This window comes from Xanthomonas sp. 10-10 (genome assembly GCF_040182365.1).
Lineage (GTDB): Bacteria > Pseudomonadota > Gammaproteobacteria > Xanthomonadales > Xanthomonadaceae > Xanthomonas > Xanthomonas arboricola_F.
Window position 1 is genome coordinate 1788875 of record NZ_CP144460.1, and the last position, 15360, is coordinate 1804234.

The following is a 15360-nucleotide window of genomic DNA, read 5'->3' on the forward strand; positions in this document are numbered from 1 at the left end:
CGCGCCGCCAGGATGCAGCCGTACACCACGTTTACGGCATCGCAATCAACGCATCGATTGCGCTACTCCCCGAAAGCCGACGCATCGCACTTCCGCAGCGTCAGCGCATCCAGCAAGGAGCGACACATGAGCATTCAGAGCAAGACCGAGCATAGCCTCAACGACCTCATCGCCATTTCCCGCGATGGCAAGGATTTCTACGACGAAGCCGCGGCCAAGGTTGGCGACGCAGAGCTGGCGACGTTGTTCCGCCGCATTGCCGGCGTCAAGACCGACATCGTGAGCAGCCTGAGCAGCGTGGTTGTCTCGGCCGGTGGGACGCCGGAAAAGCACGGCACCATGGTCGGCAGCATGCAGCAGTTCTACGGCAAGGTGCGCGCGACGCTGGGCGACACCAAGTACGGCTACGTGGCCGAGCTGGAAGAATCCGAAGACCGCCTGCTGAAGGCGTTCGATGAAACCATTGCCGATGCCGACACGCCGGCCGCTGCACGCGACGCCGCACTGCGCCTGCTGCCGGAAGTGCGTGCATGTCACGACGTGATGCGCAATCGCAAGCATGCGATGAAGAACGCCGCATAACGCGGTAGCAAGACCGAAGCGCATCTGTACCGATGCAGCTCTCGGAGCAGATCGATACAGGCGGGAAACGGGTAGCGCGAGCTGCCCGTTTCTTTTTGTGTGCGCGGCACGCTGGCCATCATGTGGCGAACAGATCGCCAAATCGCCAGTGCCGTTCCACGGCGCTGGCGTGTTCCACGCTGGCGATGGATTGCGCGGCATATTCGCGCATGCGTCAGGTCTGCTAGTATCCGCCGCCCTTCTTCAGCCAGGCCCGCGCAGGCGGTCGTGGAATCACCCCATGAAGCAGCAGTTTCTATATCTGTCATCGGCCGAGGCGCAGTTGTCGCTTGGCTTGGGGGAAGAGAAGACCACCGAACGTCTGTTCTTTGCGGTGATGGCCGATGCCACCACTGCCGAGCGTGCGGCAGGCATCGCCAATGGGCTGCTGCAGAGCGGGCAGGTGGATGGCAAGCCGTTGGGGCGCGAGCGGCTGCATGTGACCTTGCATCACCTGGGCGATTACGCTGGCGGGCTGCCGCCCTCGTTGGTGAGCCGCGCAAGCCAGGCCGCCGGGCGGGTGGCGATGGACGCCTTCGAGGTCGAGTTCGACCGCGTCGGGACGTTCGGTGGACGGCGCTCGCAACTGCCGTGCGTGCTGCGTGGCGAAGAGCGCGTGCGCGGGCTGTATGCGTTGCAAGGGGCGCTTGGCCGTCAGCTGGCACACGTGGGCATCGCTGGCGATGCGCAGTACACGCCGCACATGACGCTGCTGTATTGTAACCAGAGCTTGCCGCAACGCCGTTGCGACGCGCTTGCCTGGACGGTGCGCGACTTTGCGCTGGTGCGCAGCTTTCTTGGCCAGTCGCGTTACCAGATCGAAAGCCGCTGGCCGCTGCGTCAGGCCGCAAGCTGCGTTGATCGGTAAGGCTGTGTGCAGACGCGCATGCACGCGGTAGCCTGCGTGCATGGATGCCATCACACCCCTGCCGTTGCATGCCGACCATCTGGCCGCGTTGGAACAGGCCTATGCCACGCCGCCGCGCGCCTACCATCACTTCGGCCACGTGCGTGCACTGCTGCACCACTATGCCGAGGTCGCTGCCGGGCCGGGTTGGCAACGGCCGATGGAGGTCTGGCTGGCGGTCCTGTTCCACGATGCGATCTACCAGCCCGGGCGCAGCGACAACGAAGCCGAATCTGCGAAGTGGGCAATGGACTGCATCCCGCGCTGGTGGCCGCATGCCGAAGTGGATCTGCAGCGCGTGCAGGCGCTGATCCTGCTCACCGCGCGCCATGGACAACTGCAACCGCAGGATGTGGACGAGGAGGCCGCGCTGTTCCTGGATTGCGACATGGCGATCCTGGCCGCGCCCGCTGCCGTCTTCGATGCTTACGACCGCGCGATCGCCGAGGAATACCGGGGCCATGTTCCCGCATTGCTGTTCCGGCTCAATCGCCGCCGCTTCCTGGCCGGGCTGCTGAAGCGCCCGCGCATCTTTCTCAGCGACTATTTCCACGCACGCATCGATACGGCCGCGCGGGACAACCTGCGTCGCCGGTTGGGTCGCTGAGCCGCCGCTGCCGCCGCGTGGCGCGCGACCCCGCAGCGGCGGATGCGCACGACGCTACAATAGCCGCATGCACGATAGCGCCATGTCCGCCTCCGATCCCCGCCCGCAACCGCCGCAGGCACCCGCGCCCAACGAGTGCTGCGAAAGCGGCTGCCCGCTGTGCGTGCACGATCTGTACGCCGAAGAAATGACGCGTTATCGCCAGGCCCTGGCCGCCTGGGAAGCCCGTCAGCTGGCGCAGGCGCGGTGAGCGAAGCGCCGCGCTTCGCGGCGAGTGCCGGAACGATTATCTTTGGATCACTTTTCCCGATGGTGCGACATGCGACGACTTGAACGATGGAGCGCGCTCTGCGGCGCGGCGATGGTGACGCTGTCGGGAATGGCCGCCGCCCAGGCTCCGGAACCGATCAGCCACGGGCGTTTCGAACAGATCCCGGTGTTGATGCCCAAGGACGAGCCGCAACGCGTGGTGATCTGGCTGGCGGGCGCAGGCAATGCCAGCAAGCGCCAGGCCCAGGCGCAAGCGTTGCGCGACGATGGCGCGATGGTGGCGATGGTGGATACCGCGCATCTGTACGCGGTCCTGCGCAAGGCCGGCGGCACCTGCGCGTTTTCGGTGGGCGATGTGGAGAACTTCTCGCGCTACCTGCAGGCCTTCTATCACATCCCCACCTACCGGTTGCCGTTGCTGGTGGGCGATGGCGAAGGTGCGGCGCTGGCGTATGCCATCGGCGCGCAGGCCAAGCCGCATGTGCTGGCCGGCGTGCTCACCGATGGTCTGTGCCCGGCCACGGTGTCCGATCAGGCGATCTGCCAGCCAGGTGTGCGTCCGGGCGGCAATAGCCTGGTTCCGGCGACGCTGCAGATTCCCTGGGTGCTGGCCGGCAGCCAGGACAAACGGTGTCCTGCAGCAGCCGAGGACGCCTTCCTCAAGCAGGTTCCGCAGGCCCGCACCTTCAAGCGGTCTGCGCAGGGCGACATCCTGCCCGGCCTGCGTGCCGCAGCCCGTTCGCTGGGCGAGCAGAAGGGCGTTGTCTTGCCGCCCCCGCCGGGCGGCCTGACCGACCTGCCGGTAGTCGAATTGCCGGCCAAGCCGGACGGCGACGGCGACGACGACACCTTCGTGATCTTCGTGTCCGGCGACGGCGGTTGGGCCGGGCTGGACGAAGAAGTCGCCGATGCGCTCGCCGCGCAGGGCATCCCGGTGGTCGGGCTGGATTCGCTGCGATACTTCTGGACCGAGCGCACGCCGCAGGGCTTCGCCACCGACCTGGACCGCATTGCGCGCGTGTATGCGCAGCGCTGGCAGCGCAAGCGCGTGGTGCTGATCGGCTTCTCGCAAGGCGCCGATGTGCTGCCGGCGGCGATCAACAAGCTGCCGGCGCAGACCAGGCAGAACATCCGCATGACCGCGCTGCTGTCGGTCGGCAAGCTGGCCGATTACGAATTCCATGTCAGCAACTGGCTGGGCTCGGATGACGAAGGCCTGCCGATCGCGCCGGAAGTGCAGCGTCTGCCGGCCGGCACCACGGTGTGCATCTACGGCCAGGACGATGGCGATGCGTTGTGCCCGAGCCTGCCGGCGCAGGCCGCCAAGCGCGTGGCGCTGCCGGGCGATCACCACTTCAAGGGCGATTACGCGACCCTGTCCAAGGTGATCATGGAGCAGCTGCACGGCTTGTCGACGCCTTGACGTGCAGGGCATCGTAACCACGATGCCCTTGCCATCGGTCGGTGCGGCTCAGGCACTGAACCAGGCGCGGCTGTCAGTGCTGCAACGCTCCCAGCCAGGCGGGCGCGGCCGCTGACAGGTGTGGCTGTGCCACTGGTGTGCGCCAGCTGTGGGGGCGCCCCTGGCGATGGTTGACTCCATTGCGGCAACCTCTCCAACCGCCCAGCCACATCCTGCGATCTGCGCACCCACCTGCGCCGCAAAGCGGACAGGCGGGTGCATCGCGTCATTCCTGCCGGCCGGGGTCCACCGAGATCAGCCGGGTCACGTCCAGCAGCGCGGCCGGCAGATGCATGCCGCCCGGCGCGACCAGATAGCGCGGGCGCCAGGTCGGGGCGAACTTCGACTTGAACCGGCGTAGCCCGCTGAAGCCGTAGAAGCGCTCGCCATGGCGTGCGACCAGGCTGGCGAAGCGATTCCAGCGCCCGGCCAGGCGGTGTTCGGCCAGCCCCGACAACGGCGCCATGCCCAGCGAGAAGCGCGTGTAGCCATTGGCCTGGCCCCACAGGAACAGCTCGATGAACAGGAAATCCATGGTGCCCTTCGGCGCCTCGGCGCTATGCCGCATCAGGTCAACCGACAGCTCGCCGCCGGCCGGTGCCCACCACACATTGGCAAAGGCCACGATCTGCCCTTCGGCCTCGGCCACCGCCACCGGGAACCGGCGCAGATAGTCCGCATCGAAGCTGCCGAGCGAGAACCCTTTCTCCTCGCCGGATTTTTCTTCCAGCCATTGTTCCGATACCTCGGCCAGGCGCGGCAGCACGGCGTCCACCTGCTCCGGCTGCAGCATGCGGAAGGTCAGGCCGCCACGCTTGCCGCGGTTCCAGGCCTGACGCAGATCGGCGCGGTCGCGGCCTTCCAGGGTGAAGCCCTCCAGTGGCACGATCGCTTCTTCGCCAAGCTTGACCAGGGTCAGGCCCATATCCAGATAGGTCTGCCAGTATTTTTCGCCGACCTGGTAGAACACCGGGCGCAGGCCCATGTGGTCGGCCTCCTCGCGGAAGCGCCAGATCAGCGCGCGGGCCACCTCCGGCGGCCCGACCGGGTCGCCCATCGAAATCAGCGAGCCACCGTAGCGCTGCATCATGACAAAGCCCCGGCCCTGCGCATCGAACAGAAACGCCTTGTCGCCGGTCAACGCCAGACAGGCCTGGGTGTCGGTACTGATTTCCAGAATCGGCGCCAGCGTCTGCAGGGTTTGCGCATCGGCGGCCGGCATCGGTCGGCGCCCGCCGCGCAGCAGCCGCGCCATGCCGAACATGATCACGCCCACGCACAGGATCAGCGCGGCGCGCAACGCGCGCGGCGCATTGGCCGAGGTGGCGAATTGCCACCACAGGTCGTTGCTGTATTCGACGTGGCTGTAGACGAAGAACAGCAGCCAGAACGTGGCCACCAGCACCAGGCCCAGATTGCTCAGCCAGCGCCATGACCAGGCTTCGTCCAGCAGCGCGCCCTGGCGGTAGAACTCGCGCCGCGCGGCCCACAGCGCCAGCGCTGCCAGCGCTGCCGACAACGACACCGAAATGTGGCTGCCGCGCAGCAGCGACAACGGCGGCAGCAGCACGCATACGCCCAGCGCCAGCATCCAGGCCGCATGACTGCGGCGTTGCAGGCCCTGGCCGATCAGCAGCAGCAGCATGCCGCCCAGGCTGACCAGCAGATGCGAGGTTTCGATCAGTGGCAGCGGCGCCACTTCCTGGCGCGCACGCGGCGTCGGCAAGGTGCCGTCGATCATCAGGCCCGCGCCCACGGCGAAGACCGCCAGGGCCAGGATCTGCGGCAGCCACGGACGCAGCGTCTTCCACACCGTGCGTGCGGTGCTGGCGCTGGCCCGGACCGGCGCCCCCAGCCCGGAGGCGGCCGCCATCGCCACCGAAATCAGCAGCGGCACGATGTAGTAGGTGACCCGGTACGCCAGCGCCGCAGCCAGCACGGCGGCAGGCGTCACATGCGGCAGCAGCTTGAGCAGGCTCCACTCGAACACGCCCAGCCCGGCCGGCACGGTGGAGATCAGGCCGGCCACCACCGCCACCAGCCAGATGCCGATAAAGCCGAAGTAACCGGTGCCCGGATCCGGCGGCAACAGCACGTAGAACGCCGCCGCTGCCAGGCCCAGCTCGACCACGCTGAGGGCGGTGACGCCGAGCACGGTGGTGCGGTCGGGCAGCCAGAAGCGATGGCTGCGGATCCCGAACTCACGGCCTTGCTTGCCCACCAGCACCAGCATCGCCACATAGCCGGCCAGCAAGGCGATGCCGGCGATGCGGATGCCTTCTGCGGTGATCGGCAGGGCACGCGCGGCCGCTTCCGGTTCCAGCATCAGCGCAAGCCCGAGCAGCACCCAGGCGCCGAAGATGAAGCCCAGCGTGCTCATCAGCACCACCTGGCCAATCTCGGCCAGGGTCAGCCCGACGCTGCCATAGCCGCGCAGGCGGACCGCGCCACCGGTGAGCGCGGCAAAGCCCAGCGTCTGGCCGACCGCATGCGCCATGAAGGCGGTGATGCCTACCCGGGCCGGATGCAGCCGCTTGCCGGTGCGCTTGAGCCCCACCCAGTCGAAACCCACCAGGCAGGCGTAGCTGCTTAACCCGAGCAGCAGGGTCAGTGCGATCTGCCCCGCGCCCAGCGCCCGGAACGCCTGGCGGATCTGGCGGTACCCATGGTCGGTGAACTGCGCCGACAGCGCGTGCAGCGCCATGGCCAGGATCGCCAGGCTGATGATGACCGGCAGGGCGCGACGCCAACCGCTGGCAGGCGCTTCGGAAGACACGGGGGTATCCGTCATGAGGGCAACGGGATCTGCATAAGAGGGAAAGAGGACGCATGCACGATACGTGCCGCGTGCGCAAAGATCTGCATGTGCCAAGCGGGTTGAAGAAGCATGCAGCGTGATCGCGAAGTGCCGAAACGAGGTGAACGCAGGGTTCGTGAGAGCCGACACCTGTCGGCCCGGGACGGCCGCGCGCATCATAGGGCAAAGGCGCAGGTGCGTGCCGCAGGGGAATGGATGAACGACGTTACCGTTGGAAGGCAGACAGGCTGCTGATGAGCACGACCGACTTTCGCGCGGATGGTGCGCAGGCCACCCCGGGGGGCGCGCCACGCTGGAGCGGGCATGCCGGGGCGCTGGCCGCTGCCGCCGGCCTGGCCTTCATCGGGCTGGTACTGGTGCTGCAGTGGCTACGCGGCGATCTGTGGTGGATCGACGCGCAACTCAGCGCATATCTGCACGGCGCCTACGGCCTGCTGCTGCGCACGGCGTACTGCCTGTTGGCCGCAGCGATGGCGTGGCTGGCGGCGGGCTTGTATGCGGCGCTGGCGCCGGCGGCACGCAGCCGCACGGTGTTGGGATTGTTCTGGCTGGCAGGGCTGGGCTTGTGCGCGGTGGCGATCGGCGACAGCTGGATGCCGGAGCTGGCGCCAGACGCGGCAACACTGGTGCATGTGGTGTCGGCCGACGCCACGTTCCTGTGCGTGATCGCGGCGGTGTTGCTGCAGTCGTGGTACTTCTGCCGCGATCGCGCATGGCGCGCGCATTGGGTCGGAGCATGCGTGCTCGGTTGGGCGGCATTTGCGGTGCTGCTGTTCCATGTCACGGTCACTAGCGCGCCGCCGGGGATCAGCCAGAAGATCGCCATCGTGCTGATCGTGGCCTGGATGGTGCGGGTGGGGCTGTGGTTGACGCGCACCGTACGCGGTGGGGCTGCACGCACCGCGCATTCGCGTGACAATGGCCGGGTCAATCAACCGTAGGAAGTCTGAAATGCTGCAGCGATTCGATGCGGGTCCGCGTATGTCCGAAATGACCGTCCATGGCGGCGTGTGCTACCTGGCCGGCCAGATTGCCGATGACACCAGCGAAGACATCACCGGGCAGACCCGCCAGGTGCTGGCCGAGATCGACAAGCTGCTGGCGCAGGCGGCCAGCGACAAGACCAAGATTCTGCGCGCCGAAATCTATCTGGCCGACATCGCCGACTTCGACGGCATGAACGCCGCCTGGGACGAATGGGTGCCGCACGGCTTCACGCCTGCGCGCGCCACGGTCGAAGCCAAACTGGCGCGGCCGGAATGGAAGGTGGAGATCGTGATCACCGCCGCGGCGGGCTGATCGCGCGCTGCATGCGCCTATCGATACGGCTGCGCATCCGCCAGGGTGCGTGGCGGTGTCTGCCGCCGGTGTGTCTCCCCCGCACTGCGCGCTTGCAAGCGCGGTGCATGGATGCCGATGCATGGCACCGGCTCAGCTGCGTCGTGCTTGGTGCGCTTCACCATCTGAGGTCCGAGCGCGTTGCGCGTCAGGTCGCCTGCAATGCGCAGGCTGCCACGATGCGCGACTGGGGTCTGTCGCGCCCTCTCTCCATCGCCAACCGCTGCGATGGTTCGTTTACGTCGCGATGCATGGCAGCGGTGGCCGCTGGTCCGTCATCGCCATCCAGGCGTTCGAGGCAGCGTGCCCTCAGCGTTTGACGAAGCGGTAGTGCGCCACACCCCATTCGCGGCCGTGGTCGTAGCCGAACAGCTCCGCGCAGGCCAGCCAGAACATGCGCCAACGCTGCCACCAGAGCTGCGCATCGTCGCCATAGGTCTGCTTCAACAGCGGCATGATCTGCGCGCGGTGGCGGTCCTGGTTTTCCAGCCAGGCATTGGCGGTTTTTTCGTAGTGCTCGCCCGACAGGACCCAGCGTTGTTCGATCACCACGTCCTGCTGGAAATGCAGCAGGGTGTCGGCCGCCGGCATCAGCCCGCCGGTGAAGAAATGCCGCCCCATCCAGTTGTCTTCGCCGGCCACCTCGAACGGATAGGCCAGATCGCGGTGGCAGAAGATGTGCACGAACAGCTTGCCGCCGGGCGCCAGCCAGCTGCCTACACGTGCAAGCAGATCGCGGTAGTTGCGCATGTGCTCGAACATTTCCACCGACACCACGCGGTCGAAATTGCCCGGCGGCAGCGCCAGCGCGTTGACGTCGGCGGTGATGACCTGCACGTTGCCCAGGCCGCGGATGCGGCACTGCTCCAGGATGTGCGCGCGCTGCGGACGTGAGTTGGACACCGCGGTAATGGTGGCGTTGGGGTAGCGCTCGGCCATCCACAAGGTCAGCGAGCCCCAGCCGCAGCCCAGTTCCAGGATGCGTTGTCCATCGGCCAGCTCGGCGCGCTCCCCGTACAGCGCCAGCATGCGTTCTTCGGCCGCGTCCAGGTCCGGTGTGCTCGCGTCCCAGTAGCAGCTGCTGTATTTCAACCGCTTGCCCAGGCACAGGGTGAAGAACTGCGGCGGCAATTCGTAGTGCTGGCGATTGGCGGCATCGGTTTCGATCGCGATCGCGCTGGCGCGCAGGCTGTCGATGAAGGCGCGCTGCCGCTCGCCGTTGGCATCGGCAGCGCCGCCGCGCTCATCGCGCAGGCGCTGCGCGCACAGACGCCGGATGCCGTAACGCAACGCGGCGTCGGGCAGCACGCCGGATTCGGCCAGACGGGTGGCAAAGGCTTCTTCGGGCAGCGAGGAGGGCGGGGCGGTGACGGTGGACATGCGACTCTCCAGGCAACTCAGGACGAAGGGGGAAGCGGGAAAAACGCACTGGTGGTGCGCTGGTAGTGCGCGTAATCCTCGCCACGCGAGCGCAGGGCCTGCTGCTCGGTGTAGGGAATACCGGTGAAGCGATACAGGAACACGAACATCACCACCGGCCCGAGCGCGCACAGCCCCACCGGCCAGGGCCCGGCGCCGACCGCCAAGGCCAGATAGGCGAACCAATGCACGAACTCGAAGAAATAATTGGGATGGCGCGAATACCGCCACAGTCCCTTGCGACAGGTCTTGCCGCGATTGACCGGGTCGGCCTTGTGCGCAGACAGCTGCCGGTCGGCCAGTGCCTCGCCGCCGACGGCAACCAGCCACACCACGACCGCCAACGTGCTCCATCCGCTCCACGCCGGGTTCGGGTTGCTGGCCGCAGCCAGGAACGGCACCGCAAACAGCACCACCACCACCGCCTGGGCCAGGAAGAAACCGAGAAACTTGCGCTGGTCGCCGTTCCAATGTTCGCGCAGGGCGCGATAACGGCCGTCTTCGTGCGGGTCGCCGAACACGCGAACGCCCAGATGCCAGGCCAGACGCGCGCCCCACAGACCGCCAAGCACCGCCACCAACACGCGCGGCAGCAACGCACCGTCGGACATCCACGCGCAATACGGCGCAGCAATCGCCAGGCAGGCCGCCCACAACACGTCGACCGGGCCGGCGTTGCCGCTACGGCGTTGCCATAGCCACCCCAGCACCATCACCCCACTTGCGAATACGCCCACATGCAGCAGCGGCCACACAGTCATTGCAGTTCTCCGGTCATGTCGTGCGGCAATGGTCGCGCCAGACGCCGTGCATACAGCGACAACACGCCGCAGGCCACGCCCCAGCCGATGCCGACGGCGAGTACCGCATGCAGCGGCGGTGCCGACAGTTCCACTGCATGCCAGCTGCGTTGCGCCAGCCAGTACGAAAACGGGCCGAAGATGGCGCCAAGCACCACCGCCAGCCACGGGCGTTGCATCACGCTGCGCAACGAATGATTGAGCGTGAGCGCAAAGCCCACCCACAGCGCCAGAATCCATGCCGGCGCCAACACGCTACCGGGCCACGCCGCGGCGTACCGCACCCAGCCCCCCGCTGCCAGCGTGGTGTCCAGCAGCAGGCCCAGCGCCAATGCGGCGATCAGCAACGGCACATCGCCGGGCGCGCGTCGCGAGGGCCACAGTTGATACAGCGCAAACAGCGCCAGCACCAGTAGCGTTGGCCAGACGCGGCCGTGCGCGGCAGCGGCCACCGCCACCACCCAGAGCACCTGCAAGCCGAGATAGTTGCCGAGCTGCTTCATGCCTCACGCAAGACCGGGCACGAACTGCGGCGGGCGTGCGCCGGGCTTGCTCAGCCACAGGTGCACGTCGCCGATCGAACGTTCCAGAAAACCGGCTTCGCAATAGGCCAGGTAGAACTCCCACATGCGGATGAAGCGCTCGTCGTAGCCCAGTGCGCGCACCTGCGGCAGCTGCGCCATGAAGCGCTGCCGCCAGGCGCGCAATGTCAGCGCATAGCTGGGACCGATATCTTCGAGATGGAACAGGCGCAGGTCGCTGGCGCGCGCCACCGCCCCGGTCATCGCGGCCACCGACGGAATGAAGCTGCCGGGGAAGATATGCCGCTTGATGAAGTCCACCGAGTGCAGCGCCTGCTTGTAGCGATGATCCTCGATGGTGATGGCCTGGATCAGCGCCTCGCCATCGTCGCCGAGCAGGCTGCCGACCTTGGCGAAGTAGGTGTCCAGATACTGGTGGCCGATCGCCTCGATCATCTCGATCGACACCACGCGGTCGTAGCGGCCCTGCAGGTCGCGGTAGTCGCTCAACAACACGCTGACCCGATCGCTCAAGCCGGCTTCGGCGATGCGCTCGCTCGCCAGATCGAACTGCTCGCGCGAAATGGTGGTGGTGGTGACGCGGCAGCCGTGTTCGCGCGCCGCATGCAGTGCAAACCCGCCCCAGCCGGTGCCGATCTCGACGACATGATGCTGCGGGCCGAGGCGCAACTTCTGGCAGATGCGTTCGAGCTTGCGCGTGGCCGCACGTTCCAGCGCCGCTTCGCCCTGGGCTTCTTCGCCATCGACGAAGATCGCCGACGAGTACATCAGGTTCTGATCCAGAAACAGCTTGAACAGCGGGTTGCCCAGGTCGTAGTGCGCGGCGATGTTGCGCCGGCTGCCGCTGCGGGTATTGCGCGCAAACGCATGCAGGCTGCGCATCGCCCAGCCACCCAGGCGCGCGATGCCGGTCTCCATCGCATCCAGCCGGTCGCGATTGCGCAACAGCAGGCGCATCAGTCCGACCAGATCGTCGCACTGCCATTGCCCGTCCATGTACGACTCGCCCGCGCCGACGCTGCCGTTGAGTGCGGCCTGCCGATAGAAATCCGGGTCGATGACGCGCAACTGCATTTGCAACGCGTGCGCACCGCTGGCGTTACCCAGCGTGGTGACCGTGTCGGCTTCGCGCAGCTGCAGCTGCCCGTCGCGCAGGTCGCCGAGTGTGGCCAGCAGGCGCTTGCGCAGCAGGCGGTCCGTCCAGGAAGCCGCGCGCGGCGCAGCAGTGTCGGGCAGGGACGTGGCGTTCATCGGGGATCTCGCACAGGCGGATGGGGGTGATCGTGGACAGGGTTGCCGCGCAGCCACAGGCGCAGGGCCTGCCAGTGGATGGCGAGCACCACCTGCACGGTCATCAAGGGGTAGGCGAGCAGGGTGCGCGCCAGCGTGCGCGCGGTCAGCGGCTGACGTTGCAGGACCAGCGTGGCATCGAAGCGTCGGGTGCCGCTGTTGTCGATTGCGTCGGCAACGTCGTCGTCATTGGCATCCAGTACGTCCATATGCACGCGCAGCTGCGCATCCGGCACGCTGAAGCGCCAGTCGTAGCGGTGCTGCATGCCCATGAACGGCGAGACGTGAAAGCGTTTGTCGAAGCGCCATGCATGCACATCGCGATGCGTGCGGGCCTGCGCCACCGGCAGCACATAGGTGTGACGTTGCTGCCAGGGCGTGTTGGTGATTTCCGCCACGATCCAGCGCAAACCGTCATGCCGGTCGAAGCAGTAATAAAAGCTCACCGGGTTGAACACGTGGCCGAAGTAACGCAGATGCGTCAGCAGCCGAATGGCGCCTTCCGGGCGCTCGCCGGTCTGCGCCTGCACGCAATCGCGCACTGCCTGGTCCAGCGGAACGCTGGGATCGCCCAGGTAGTCGCTGCGGCGGAACTGCGCCAGATTGGCGCGGCCTACCGACCATAGCCAGCGATGGGCGAACACCTGATCCAGTTCGGACAGGTCCAGGTACATCAGGAACAGGCGGTAACGGAAATCCAGCGGTTTGGGCGCGAAGCGGCGATGCCGCACCCATCCGGTGTAGATCGCGCTGCGCAAGCCGCCCGCCACGCTGCCGGCACCGCTGTCCTCACCGGGAGGCAGCGGCACCGCGTCGGTGCTGGCTTCGCGCAGCAGTTGCATTACCAGGTCACTCCCAGGCCATGGGCCACATCCACGCCGCTGCGCAGGCCGTCTTCGTGGAAGCCGAAGCCCCATGCCGCACCGGCAAACCAGGTGTGGTGCCTGCCCTGGATCTCTGCCTTGCGGTCCTGCGCCGCCAGCGCGGCAGCGTTCTGCACCGGGTGGCGATAGCGCATGCGCCGCAGCACCTTGGCCGGGTCGATGTCGTGGTCGCGGTTGAGGCTGACGATGAAGGGCTGCGGCGCGTCGATCGACTGCAGCGCATTCATCCAGTAACTCACCGTGCATGGCGCCTGCGGGTCGGCCGGCACATGCGCGTTCCACGCCGCCCACGCGCGTTTGTCGCGCGGCAGCACGCGGGCATCGGTATGCAGCACGGTGTCGTTGTCCTGGTAGGTGATGCCGCCCAGGATCTGCCGCTCGGACTCGGTGGCATCGCTGAGCAAGGCCAGTGCATCGTCGGCATGGCAGGCCAGCACCACCTCGTCGAAGTATTCTTCGCCGCGCAACGAGTTGAGCATGATGCCATCGGGGGTGCGCCGGATCGCGTGCACCGGCGTGGACAAGCGTTCCAGCACCTGCCAACGCCGCCGCAGCGCACGCACATAGCTGTTGGACCCGCCACGCACCACCTGCCACTGCGGCCGGCCGCTGATCTGCAGCATGTGGTGGTTGGCCATGAAGCCGATCAGCTGGCCCATCGGGAATTCAAGGATGGTCTGCGACGGCGATGACCACAGCGCCGATGCCATCGGTACCAGATGCTGGTCGCGAAACGCGGCCGAATAGCCATGCCGCTGCAGATACGCGCCCAGCGTGCTGAAGCGCTCGTCGCTGTGCAGTACCTGCGGCGCCTGCCGATAGAAGCGCCGCAGGTCCGCCAGCATGCCCCAGAAGCGCGGGCTGAGCAGATTGCGCCGCTGGCAAAACAATCCATCCAGGCTGCCGGCGTTGTACTCCAGCCCGCTGCCGGCATCGTGCACCGAAAAACTCATCGTGGTCGGCTGCGAGGCCACGTCCAGCTCGGCGAACATGCGGGTGAGCAGCGGATAGTGCTGCGGGTTGAACACGATGAAGCCGCTGTCCACCGCGTAGCGCTGGCCGTGCAGTTGGATGTCGTGGGTGTGGGTGTGGCCGCCGAGATAATCGGCCGCCTCGAACAAGGTGACTTCGTAGCGACGCGACAGCAGCCACGCCGCGCCCAGGCCGGCGACTCCGCTGCCGACCACGGCGATTCTGCCCTCCCTCATCGCGCCACCCGTTGCGCGCGGCGCGTGAGCATTGCCGGCATCGGCTTGAGATCCCATACCAGGCCTACCCACGACATCGCCTTGAGGCCATACCACGTGACGTCGTACTCCCACCAGCGCATGCCTTGCCGCGCCGAGCCGGGGAAAAAGTGATGGTTGTTGTGCCAGCCTTCGCCGAAGGTGATCAACGCCAGCAGCCAGTTGTTGCGGCTGTCGTCGCGCGTGTCGAACCGCCGGCTACCGAAGCGGTGGGCCAGCGAATTGATGGTGAAGGTGGCATGGAACAGCGCCACCGTGGACAGCACAAATCCCCACACCAGCAGCTGCGGGCCGTTGGTGTGCAACGCGGGCGCAGCGTCGGCCAGCCAGTCGCCAAGCAGATACAGGCCGAGCGCCAGCAGCACCGGCATCACGATGTCGAAGCGGTCGATGAAACGCAGTTCGCCGAAGCGGCGCAGGTCCGGGATCACCTCCCAGTCGGTGCGGAAGTTGCGCGGAGTGAGGAACCAACCGGTATGGCTCCACCAGAACCCGTGCTGGGCCGGCGAATGCGGGTCGCGGCCGGTGTCGGTGTGCCGATGGTGGTTGCGGTGATGCGCCGCCCACCACAGCGGCCCGCGCTGCACGCAGGTGGCGCCGATGGCGGCGAACACGAACTGCAATGCGCGCGAGGTCTTGAATGCACGATGGGAAAAATAGCGGTGATAGAAGCCGGTGAGCGCAAACATGCGCAGCGCGTACAGCGCCAGTGCTATGCCGGCGGCAAACCACGACGCGCCGACCCAGAACACCGCCAGGCAGGCCACATGCAGCGCGATGAAGGGCAGGGCGCGCAGCCAGTCGATGCGATCGGCGCGCGCCTCGTCCAGCGGCTCGTCGGCTTGCGAATCCACCCAGCGACGCAGGCTGCCGATGCGCGATGCCACCCAGCCGCGATGCTTGGGCGGGGGCTGAGGCGATGCGACGTGGGGGTCGAGTCCAGTGCTCGGCACGCGTGGTTCTCCGTAGGTTATCGAAACCCTGTACGCAAGCTGCCGGCAAACAGATGCACCAGCCCGCTTGATCGTCGCATGCAAGGGTGGGATTGACGCGTTTGCGCACCCCCAGGACGCAAGCGCGCACACCGATATGTGCGCTCAGTATCAGTGACGCAGATGAGGTGGGTTGTGAAGTCGCCGGTGCGGGCAGCGCGGG

The 15360-nt window shown here is 66.9% G+C and carries 15 protein-coding genes; 7 read left to right on the forward strand and 8 right to left on the reverse strand.

Going from position 1 to position 15360, the window contains the following annotated elements:
- Positions 1-126 precede the first annotated feature (126 nt).
- The 5 genes from VZ068_RS07615 to VZ068_RS07635 all read left to right on the forward strand — a co-directional run bounded on the left by VZ068_RS07615 (position 127) and on the right by VZ068_RS07635 (position 3828).
- Positions 127-582 carry a PA2169 family four-helix-bundle protein gene (locus VZ068_RS07615; RefSeq protein WP_104614037.1) on the forward strand — a complete coding sequence of 152 codons (456 nt, stop codon included), beginning with the start codon at positions 127-129 and terminating at the stop codon, positions 580-582.
- A gap of 280 nt (positions 583-862) precedes the next feature.
- Positions 863-1489, forward strand: a complete 627-nt coding sequence (locus VZ068_RS07620; RefSeq protein WP_349657323.1) for a 2'-5' RNA ligase family protein — start codon at positions 863-865, stop codon at positions 1487-1489.
- Between the two features lie 40 nt (positions 1490-1529).
- Positions 1530-2135, forward strand: a complete 606-nt coding sequence (locus tag VZ068_RS07625) for a hypothetical protein (protein ID WP_259165858.1) — start codon at positions 1530-1532, stop codon at positions 2133-2135.
- Between the two features lie 67 nt (positions 2136-2202).
- Positions 2203-2385 carry an oxidoreductase-like domain-containing protein gene (locus VZ068_RS07630; RefSeq protein ID WP_259153442.1) on the forward strand — a complete coding sequence of 61 codons (183 nt, stop codon included), beginning with the start codon at positions 2203-2205 and terminating at the stop codon, positions 2383-2385.
- 69 nt (positions 2386-2454) lie between these two features.
- Positions 2455-3828: an AcvB/VirJ family lysyl-phosphatidylglycerol hydrolase gene (locus VZ068_RS07635; RefSeq protein WP_349657324.1), complete on the forward strand. Its 1374-nt coding sequence runs from the start codon at positions 2455-2457 to the stop codon at positions 3826-3828.
- A 265-nt stretch (positions 3829-4093) separates the two neighbouring features.
- On the opposite strand, the gene mprF is transcribed toward VZ068_RS07635, so the two are convergent.
- A complete protein-coding gene (gene mprF, locus VZ068_RS07640; protein ID WP_349657325.1) occupies positions 4094-6658 on the reverse strand; it encodes a bifunctional lysylphosphatidylglycerol flippase/synthetase MprF in 2565 nt (854 codons plus the stop codon).
- Positions 6659-6918: 260 nt separating this feature from the next.
- On the opposite strand from mprF, the gene VZ068_RS07645 reads away from it, so the two are divergent.
- Positions 6919-7626, forward strand: a complete 708-nt coding sequence (locus tag VZ068_RS07645) for a DUF998 domain-containing protein (protein WP_349657326.1) — start codon at positions 6919-6921, stop codon at positions 7624-7626.
- A 10-nt stretch (positions 7627-7636) separates the two neighbouring features.
- Positions 7637-7984 (forward strand): RidA family protein, encoded by a 348-nt coding sequence (locus VZ068_RS07650; RefSeq protein WP_046963077.1) that lies wholly within the window; start codon positions 7637-7639, stop codon positions 7982-7984.
- A gap of 348 nt (positions 7985-8332) precedes the next feature.
- On the opposite strand, the gene VZ068_RS07655 is transcribed toward VZ068_RS07650, so the two are convergent.
- From VZ068_RS07655 to VZ068_RS07685, 7 genes are read right to left on the reverse strand one after another with little or no spacing between them, the layout of a single operon-like run.
- Positions 8333-9403 (reverse strand): cyclopropane-fatty-acyl-phospholipid synthase family protein, encoded by a 1071-nt coding sequence (locus VZ068_RS07655; RefSeq protein WP_349657327.1) that lies wholly within the window; start codon positions 9401-9403, stop codon positions 8333-8335.
- A gap of 17 nt (positions 9404-9420) precedes the next feature.
- A complete protein-coding gene (locus tag VZ068_RS07660) occupies positions 9421-10203 on the reverse strand; it encodes a DUF1295 domain-containing protein (RefSeq protein WP_349657328.1) in 783 nt (260 codons plus the stop codon).
- Positions 10200-10745, reverse strand: a complete 546-nt coding sequence (locus tag VZ068_RS07665; protein ID WP_349657329.1) for a DUF2878 domain-containing protein — start codon at positions 10743-10745, stop codon at positions 10200-10202. The genes VZ068_RS07660 and VZ068_RS07665 overlap by 4 nt, the downstream gene beginning before the upstream one ends.
- Positions 10746-10748: 3 nt before the next feature.
- Positions 10749-12035, reverse strand: a complete 1287-nt coding sequence (locus VZ068_RS07670) for a cyclopropane-fatty-acyl-phospholipid synthase family protein (RefSeq protein ID WP_259165824.1) — start codon at positions 12033-12035, stop codon at positions 10749-10751.
- Complete coding sequence (locus VZ068_RS07675; RefSeq protein WP_259165823.1) at positions 12032-12916, reverse strand: DUF1365 domain-containing protein; 885 nt, start codon at positions 12914-12916, stop codon at positions 12032-12034. The genes VZ068_RS07670 and VZ068_RS07675 overlap by 4 nt, the downstream gene beginning before the upstream one ends.
- A complete protein-coding gene (locus VZ068_RS07680) occupies positions 12916-14166 on the reverse strand; it encodes an FAD-dependent oxidoreductase (RefSeq protein ID WP_259165821.1) in 1251 nt (416 codons plus the stop codon). The genes VZ068_RS07675 and VZ068_RS07680 overlap by 1 nt, the downstream gene beginning before the upstream one ends.
- A complete protein-coding gene (locus tag VZ068_RS07685; RefSeq protein WP_259153456.1) occupies positions 14163-15158 on the reverse strand; it encodes a fatty acid desaturase in 996 nt (331 codons plus the stop codon). The genes VZ068_RS07680 and VZ068_RS07685 overlap by 4 nt, the downstream gene beginning before the upstream one ends.
- Positions 15159-15360 lie beyond the last annotated feature (202 nt).

Bases quoted from the DNA above. Each gene is read 5' to 3' on its own strand.
- VZ068_RS07645 (WP_349657326.1), top strand. From the start codon at position 6,919: ATGAGCACGACCGACTTTCGCGCGGATGGTGCGCAGGCCACCCCGGGG.
- VZ068_RS07665 (WP_349657329.1), bottom strand. From the start codon at position 10,745: ATGAAGCAGCTCGGCAACTATCTCGGCTTGCAGGTGCTCTGGGTGGTG.
- VZ068_RS07650 (WP_046963077.1), top strand. From the start codon at position 7,637: ATGCTGCAGCGATTCGATGCGGGTCCGCGTATGTCCGAAATGACCGTC.
- VZ068_RS07655 (WP_349657327.1), bottom strand. From the start codon at position 9,403: ATGTCCACCGTCACCGCCCCGCCCTCCTCGCTGCCCGAAGAAGCCTTT.
- VZ068_RS07635 (WP_349657324.1), top strand. From the start codon at position 2,455: ATGCGACGACTTGAACGATGGAGCGCGCTCTGCGGCGCGGCGATGGTG.
- VZ068_RS07620 (WP_349657323.1), top strand. From the start codon at position 863: ATGAAGCAGCAGTTTCTATATCTGTCATCGGCCGAGGCGCAGTTGTCG.
- VZ068_RS07625 (WP_259165858.1), top strand. From the start codon at position 1,530: ATGGATGCCATCACACCCCTGCCGTTGCATGCCGACCATCTGGCCGCG.
- VZ068_RS07630 (WP_259153442.1), top strand. From the start codon at position 2,203: ATGCACGATAGCGCCATGTCCGCCTCCGATCCCCGCCCGCAACCGCCG.
- mprF (WP_349657325.1), bottom strand. From the start codon at position 6,658: ATGACGGATACCCCCGTGTCTTCCGAAGCGCCTGCCAGCGGTTGGCGT.
- VZ068_RS07680 (WP_259165821.1), bottom strand. From the start codon at position 14,166: ATGAGGGAGGGCAGAATCGCCGTGGTCGGCAGCGGAGTCGCCGGCCTG.
- VZ068_RS07660 (WP_349657328.1), bottom strand. From the start codon at position 10,203: ATGACTGTGTGGCCGCTGCTGCATGTGGGCGTATTCGCAAGTGGGGTG.
- VZ068_RS07615 (WP_104614037.1), top strand. From the start codon at position 127: ATGAGCATTCAGAGCAAGACCGAGCATAGCCTCAACGACCTCATCGCC.
- VZ068_RS07670 (WP_259165824.1), bottom strand. From the start codon at position 12,035: ATGAACGCCACGTCCCTGCCCGACACTGCTGCGCCGCGCGCGGCTTCC.
- VZ068_RS07675 (WP_259165823.1), bottom strand. From the start codon at position 12,916: ATGCAACTGCTGCGCGAAGCCAGCACCGACGCGGTGCCGCTGCCTCCC.